The 2280-nt window shown below is 75.3% G+C and carries 2 protein-coding genes; both read right to left on the bottom strand.

From position 1 onward, the window contains the following. The coding region (locus ACPYOM_RS21705; RefSeq protein ID WP_481347546.1) for a glycosyltransferase family protein at positions 1-570 on the bottom strand (570 nt) is incomplete at its 3' end. A 10-nt stretch (positions 571-580) separates the two neighbouring features. Then, on the bottom strand, positions 581-1987 hold the full coding sequence (locus ACPYOM_RS21700) for an FAD-dependent oxidoreductase (RefSeq protein ID WP_481347545.1): 1407 nt from the start codon (positions 1985-1987) through the stop codon (positions 581-583). Positions 1988-2280 lie beyond the last annotated feature (293 nt).

Raw genomic sequence — 2280 nt, 5'->3', positions numbered from 1 at the left:
GTCCCACGACAGGCTGCCGAGCGACCCGAGCGCCTCGACGAGCACGTCGTGGCCCTTGAGCGCGGTCACCGCACCGACGCAGAGCAGCGACCCGCCCCCGGCCGTGCCGAGCGCGAGGGCCGCTGGGTCGGCCCCCGGCTCTGCGACGTGGACGCGCGCCGCGTCGAGTCGGTGCAGCCGGAGCAGCCGGTCGCGCGACCAGGTACTCGTCACCACGACGGCCGAGGCCGCCGCGAGCACCGCACGCTCGGGCTCGCCGCCGAGCGGCAGGTGGACGAGGACGACGAGGGGCGCGCGACGGGCGAGCGGGACGAGGACCTCGGGCGAGCGCGACGCGAGCAGGCCGTCGACGATGACCGGTGCACCGGACCGGACGCGTCCGACGGCGTCGGCGAGCGACCGCCGCGCCACGGCGTCGGGCTCGGGCCAGCGTCCGGCCACGAGATGCTCCTCGACGGTCCAGCCGAGGGCGGTCATACCGGCCACGAGGCGCCGGTCGTAGGTGTTGCCGCCGCTGGGTCGCGCCGGGTCGCGCACGGCGTCGGGCACGACGACGTGGAGGGCGGGCACCCTCAGCCCCTCACAGGGAGCGCTCGTACGAGGCCCAGGCCACGTGCGACTCGTGCAGCGTCACGACGAGGGCGGTGAGTCGGCCCGGCTCGGTGCCGAGCGCCCCGGACGCCACCCGATCGGCGAGCCGGTCGGCGACCAGCCGCGCGAGGACCTCGGTCGAGGTGTTGCGCCCGAGGCCGGGGTCGTCGTCGAGGTTGCGGTAGCTCAGCGCGCCGACGACCTCGCGCACCTGCTCGGTGGCCAGGCCGATGTCGAGGAGGATGCCGTCGGCGTCGAGCTCGGGGCCGCGGAAGGTCGCGTCGACGACGAACGTCGCGCCGTGCAGCCGCTGCGCCGGGCCGAACCGCTCACCCTCGAAGCTGTGGGCGACCATCATGTGGTCGCGGACGGTGACGCCGAACATCGTTACCCCGCTTGGTCGGTGGAGCTGTCGGTGGAGCTGTCGGTGGAGCTGTCGGTCGGGCTGGTGGTCGCGCTGGTGGTCGAGCCGGTGGTCGCGTACGTGATGACGTGGCAGAGGGCCGCGAGGCTGCCGTCGGCGAGTCGCGGGAGCACCTCGGGAAGGTCCTCGAACGGCGAGCTGCCGGAGACGAGGGCGTCGAAGGCGTCGTCCCGCAGCAGGCCGAGGGCGAGGGCGAGGCGCTCGGACATCGTGTACCGCGAGCGTCGCGCCGCCGAGCGCCACCTGCACCGTCGCATCGCCGTACCAGCTCAGCTCGAGCACCGTGCCCTCCGGCCGGAGCAGGTCGAGGGCGGTCTGCAGGCCCGCCGACGTGGCGCTCGCGTGCACGACGAGGTCGCAGGAACCGCGCGGCAGACCCTCCTCCGGTCGGACGAAGCCGACACCGAGCCGCTCGGCCGTCGAGGCCTTCGACGCGTCGACGTCGACGAGCGTGACGTCCACGCCCGGGAAGCGGGCGAGCAGCCGGGCGACGCTGCAGCCGACCATGCCCGCGCCGACGACGGCCACCCGGTCGCCGAGCAGGGGCGGGGCGTCCCACAGCGCGTTGACCGCGGTCTCGACGGTGCCGGCCAGGACCGCTCGCTGCGCCGGCACCCCGTCGGGCACGACGACGACCGCGGACGCGGGCACGACGTACGCGGTCTGGTGCGGGTGCAGACAGAAGACGGTGCGGCCGCGCAGGGCTGCCGGTCCCTCCTCGACGATGCCGACGGACAGGTACCCGTACTTGACCGGCGCGGGAAAGTCCCCGGCCTGGAACGGCGCCCGCATCGCGTCCCGCTGGCTGGGTGGCACGGCGCCACGGAAGACCAGAGTCTCGGTGCCGCGACTGACCCCGGAGCACAGCGCGCGCACGAGCACCTCCTCGGGCCCGGGGGCCGGCAGCGTCTCGGGCCGGACCTCGCCCCTGCCCGGCTCGGCCAGCCAGAACGCCCGTGCCTGCGTCGTCACGGCGTCAGACTAACCACGGCCGCCCGGCACGACGCGCGCGAACCGGCCGCGCGGCGCAGGATGGCGCTCGAGAGCGGGTGAACCCGGCCGGTGTCGACGGCGTCCTTGCGTGCGACGCGAGCCGGGTGCTCGCCCGACGAGCCGGAGGTGGCGTGAGACGCACAGTTCCCCCGGGCCCGATGGTCGGGCTCGTCAGCGCCGTCGTCCTCGTCGGCGTCCTGAGGGCCGTCCTGGGTCTGGGCGCGGCGGGCACGTGGGTCGGGATCGCCTGTGCCACCGGGCTGTTCGTCCTC

This window comes from Monashia sp. HAY1-2A, assembly GCF_056755315.1.
The sequence above is the reverse complement of the archived record's forward strand: the minus strand, read 5'-3'. Positions and strand labels throughout refer to the sequence as shown.